The organism is Pseudomonas sp. OV226 (assembly GCF_003148705.1).
Lineage (GTDB): Bacteria > Pseudomonadota > Gammaproteobacteria > Pseudomonadales > Pseudomonadaceae > Aquipseudomonas.
Genome location: NZ_QGGS01000047.1, coordinates 1 through 5,159, shown reverse-complemented (window position 1 = coordinate 5,159; position 5,159 = coordinate 1). Strand labels below are relative to the sequence as shown.

The 5,159-nt window shown below is 59.7% G+C and carries 1 protein-coding gene; it reads right to left on the bottom strand.

Translation table 11 applies throughout. From position 1 onward, the window contains the following. On the bottom strand, positions 1-5,159 hold a 5,159-nt coding region (locus tag C7534_RS32130), incomplete at both ends, for a DUF637 domain-containing protein (protein ID WP_177412323.1).

The following is a 5,159-nucleotide window of genomic DNA, read 5'->3' as shown; positions in this document are numbered from 1 at the left end:
CCACTTTCATAGCTCTGCGCCTTGTCGATGGCCCGACTACCACTCACAACAATAGGATTGGTTGTTTCCAGCGCCTTGCCTGCGCCTTTTGCACCCGGGGCTGTCGGCCTAACAACTGCCGCAATCTCATCAGCGGTTAGTTTAGCCCCTGTTTTCGTTTCGATCTCCATCAAACCGCGAAGATCGCTCAACTCCTTGGCCGTCAATCCTCCCGCTGCGGCTCCAAGCCCTACAGGGAGTGCTTCCGACATCCCTAAATCACCAATCCAGATCCCCACTTCGTTCGCGCAAAGTACCGGGTTGGCTGCGCAGGTGGTCGCCCCGGCTTCGGCCAATCCAGCCAGTAGGGCAATCGCTTCTGGCCCCAGAACAATGAGCCCCGCTGCCGCCAACGCCTTCACTGCATTGGCCGGGTCGCCTTGGGGAAGGTGGTCAAGGCTCGTTCGTGTGTTGGCATTGAGCCAGTCGCTGGAATTGCTATGTCCGAAATGATCCGCGAGACCCGAGTCGTCGTGTTGAGAAAGCGCGTACAGGTCCTTAGAGCCTTCCTCAATTTCAGCCCGAATTTGTGCGCAATCACCTGTCGCCCAGCAGTTGTTGAGTCGCGCGGTGTTGGCCGCATCGCGCTGGGCAAACTCCGCCTTTACAGCGTCGCAATTGCCTTGGGCTTGACACTCACCAAGCGCTTTCTCCAAGTCCTTCACGTCCTGGTGACTCAGGTAGTTATATTGCGTGCCGCTTTGTGCAATCGATGCCCCGAGTTGCAGTTTGTCGATATCTGCATCTGGGTCTTGAACTGCGGTCGTCAGTACGCCTATCAATTGCGAGTTCATCAGCAATAACCGATCTCTATCCTCCTTCGACATCCCGGCATAAGCGGAGGCCAAATCGCCAACTAGCGCTTCATTGACCCCTGCCGCCAAGGCTCCGGTGTTGAAATCACCACCAGCGGCGACTGAAGCCAAGCCTCCCATGAGCGCGTGCAAAGCAATTTTTGCCGGCTCACCATTTGGCAATCCGGTGTCGCCCACCAGGTTGAAACCATAGGCGGTGAACGCATTCACCAAACTGTTTTGCAAGGCATCGCCCAGACTACCGTCGCGCCCCAAGGCTTTGTTGAGCAAAGCGGACGTGGAGTTTTGCAGGAGCTGGTTTTCAGTGAAGTGACCGATACCTTGCAGGCTACTCAGGCCACCAGGGTCGGCCACTAGGACTTTGCCGGTATTGGACAATGCGCCACTGGTGGAGTCGGTCAACGGTGGCGCGGTACCGGTCGTGGTGCTGGTCCAGTCATTGAAGAAACCAGCGGTAAGACCGGCCGTGCCCCCGGCCACGATGTAGTTTTTCAGGTTGTCGATGCTGAAAGTTTCTTCGAGCGCAGCACCGATATTGCCTTTGTTGTTGATGGTGCTAACGGCGGCCGTACTGGCCGCCGATGTGATGATCGCGGTGAGTGCCGCGTTCGCCCAACCTGCGGCCACCGCCCCTTCGGTGGCAGTCGCTGCAAGGCCTGCTGACATGGCCGAGGTAGAGCCGGCGGTTGCGCCCGCAGCGGACCCCAGAGCACCGGAGGCCAAACCTGCGGTGAAGTAGGTGACGATAATAATGATGATGAGCATCGCCGGGGCGCCCAGTCCGGAATGACTTTCATCCCAACTGTCATGCAGCTCTTGAACTTGACGCCAATCCACGTCATTACGCGCTTCCGCGTCTTTCAACCAGGCCATGCTCGGGTCGGCTTGCACCATGGCGTCGATCGCCTGGCTGACGCTTTGTTGGTTGATGTCTTTGACATCGATGTGCAAGCCATCCACCGCGTGGATCAGTGTCTGACCTTTGGCCGTCAGTTGGCTCTGGCGTAGTGTTTCATCCACCTGACCTTTGCTTTCCATGCTGGTCCACGCCGCGTTACTGCTGCTCTTGTCATGGCTCTCCTGATGCGAGTCCTTCACGGCCTCAAAAGTGATGCTGCCGCCACTGTCGAGGGTCAGGTCCTTACCGCTATCGAGCTTGGCGTTCTGGTAATGCTGATCGCCACCACTGACCAGGGTCAGGTCACCGCCAGTCTTGATTTGGCTGCCGATGTTTTTCACATCGGTGACTTCGTCACGTTTGGTCTTGCTGCTGCCGCCAAAGCCCCCTTTCTTTTTCATGTCGTACAGCGTGTAGTCGCTGTCCTGCGCGGCCAACAGTGCCAACTGATTACCGGCGGACAGGTAGGCTTCGCCACCGGCCTCGACATTGCTGGAGATCAGCGTCAGGTCGTTGCCGGCATTGAGCGTCACGTTGCCCCCGACCTTCACGCCGCTGCCGTTCTGGTGAACGTGATCTTCCTGTTCCGTGACTTTTTTGGTTTTGCTGTAGCTGTGTTGCTCGTCCGCCGAAGAGGCAAGGGTCAGGTCGTTGCCTGCATCGAGGGCTGCATTGCCGCCCGCATTGAGTTGACTGCCGATCACGGTCAGGTCACGCCCGGCCTGGATACTCAGGTTCTGCCCCGCCGTGACCTCGGCGCCGTAGTGCTTGATACTGGAGTCGTTGAGATCGACGCCATGGTCGTTACTGACCACTTGTGCGGCGGAGGTGATGTTGACGTCACGACCGGCCCCGATGCTGAGATCGCGACCGCTTTGCAGCACACCACCGCTGTTGTTGAAGTCGCGCCCGGCGCTGATGGTCAGATCGTTCGCCGCTTCGATGCGGCCAGCGCTGTCAACGAAGTCACGTTGCTGGCTGTAACCGTTGCCGCTGCTCTGATGCGAGGTGACGGTGCGTTCGTTGATCACGTCGCCGCTGATCGTGCTGACGCTGACATCGCGCCCGGCGATGATGCCACCGGCCTTGTTGGTCAGGTCGTTGCCGGCCAACAGGTCGAGTCGCCCACCGGCATTGATCAGACCACTATTGAGCAGGTTGTTGCCGGCAGCAGCAGACAGGCCGTTGGTGGCTTTGAGGGTCCCAGCATTGTTCAGGTTGTTGCCGGCGATCAGGGTCACGTCACTGCCCTGGATCAGTGAGCCGTTGGGCGCCAAACGATTGTTGGCGTTGCCCAGGTACAACACGGGCACCAGCACGGTCTGGCCGTCGATCACTTCGCTTTCCAGCCAGACAATGTCATGGGTCAGGGCCGCGACCTGTTCGGCGGTGAGGCTGATGCCGACCGACAGATTCAGCGCATCCTTGCTGGCGATGGCGTTGTCCATCAGATAGCGGAACTGCGCCTCATCGGACGTCATGCCGTCCATAAAGCGCTGGCCGGTTCTGGCGACGATGGCCTGTTGAATCAGCCGTTGCTCATAGAAGCCATCGCCCAGGCGTCGGGCGCTTTGGTCGGGGTCGTAACCGAGGGCGCCGAGCAGGTAGTCCGAGCTCATAAATTGCTTGAGGTCGGTGAGGACGGGGTTGGTTTCGATCAGGTACTTCTGCGGGTGGGAACCGCCACTGCTGGTGGGCACACCGCGTACCCGCGCCACACTGGTGCCGACATTCTGGTGTTGACCGGTCAGCAGGCTGGCGCCGCCCAGGGTCCAGCTCTGGGGACCGGTATTTCCAGTCGAGCTATCCTGCCCACTCAAGCGGAACAAACCGTTTTGCCCGGTGGGCAGGCTGAAGCCCGGCAGCGTCGTCGGATTGACCTGCTGTTGCGCCAAGTCCGGAGGCAGTTGCTGATTGAGCGAGACGCGGGTGGAATAAGCGCTGCCCGCCGTATCGGTATTGGTCGTAGCACCGCTGCCGACATAGGTATACCCGGCGCGGACGGTGCTGTTGTCGAAATTGTTCTGCGTGCTGATGTTGACCGCGCCTGCCGCTTGAATCACCGCCGCATAGGATTGGTCGCCCGTCGAGAGTTTGGTCGTGGTGTTGAATTCGGTGAGCTCGCGCTCTGTCATGGCGATAAAGTTGGCGATTGCCGCATCAATGCCACCCAGGTTGTTGGGGTTGTAGTGAGCGCTTTGATACCAGTACTGATCGCTGATCCCTTCGGCGGCGTTGTACAGGTTGCTGGCGTTGTTGGTCCGCTCGCTCATGAATTGGCGTGTGTACTCGGTGTCGCTGGTTTCGACGCCGCTGTTGGTCAGGTTGTTGAGCGCGGCGGTCAAATTGCCGCTGGTGGCGATGGTGCTGCTGGCATTGAGCAAATCACCGCCTGCCAAATTTAGGTTGCCACCGGCGGTGATGCTGGAGGCCGCGCTGGCGGCGGTCACGTCCAGCTTTTCGCGGGTCACGATCTCCCAGGCGTGGTTTTGTTTGCCGCTGCAATCGCCGGCGTTGACGGTTTCGATGCAGGTGATTTCGTAGGCCTTGGCCGTGTAAATCCCGGCGTTATCGACCGTGAGTAGCGCCCGGATATTTTGAATCGTGCTGGCAGCGAGGCTCATGGCGCCGTCGCTTTGGATCGACGACGAACTGTTGAGAATGCTGTTGGCCCAACCTCCGCCACCGTCGCGGTCAATGCTCAACTTGGCCAGGCTGTAGACGTCGGCGTAACTGTTGGTGAAATCACCCACACGCAACGACATGTCGCCGCCGCTGAAAATCAGCCCGTGGTCGTTGAGCAACGACGCAGTGGTGACAGTGAGCGCTTGCGCGCTGCCCAGAGTCCCGTAGTTGGCGACACTGCCGGCATTGAGGATCAGGTCGCCACTGGAGGTCAAACGACCGTAGTTGATCAACGCCCCCCCGACATTAAGGCGGGTCGTGCCGCCTCCGGCGATGCTGGCGGTGTTGCTCAGTAATACCTGATCGCTGCTCAGGGTCAGCTCACCCGCCGCACTCAGGCGCCCGTTGCCGGTGTAAAGGCCGCCCAAGGTCAGGTTGATGCTGCCGTCACTGGCGATCAGGCCGTCGTTGGTCCAGTTGGACCCGGTACCCACGAGGCTGTCCGAGGCGAGCAACTGACCGTCGGCAGTTTGGCTAAAATTGGTGAGGTTGAGGCTCAGGCGCCCGGCCTGAATCACGCTGCGGTTGGTCAAGCCGTTGCCGCTGAGGCTAAGCGCCCCGCGCGTGACCAGACTGCCCCCCGCCGCCATGGCTTGGCGAGTGTCGATGTTCAAGGTGCCGGTACCAACGTGCAGCAGCGTGCCATTGGCGTTGAGCAGATTGCCGGTGGCGAGCACCAGGTCGGTGTTGGCGCTTTCCAGGGTGCCGTTCTGGTTGTTGAA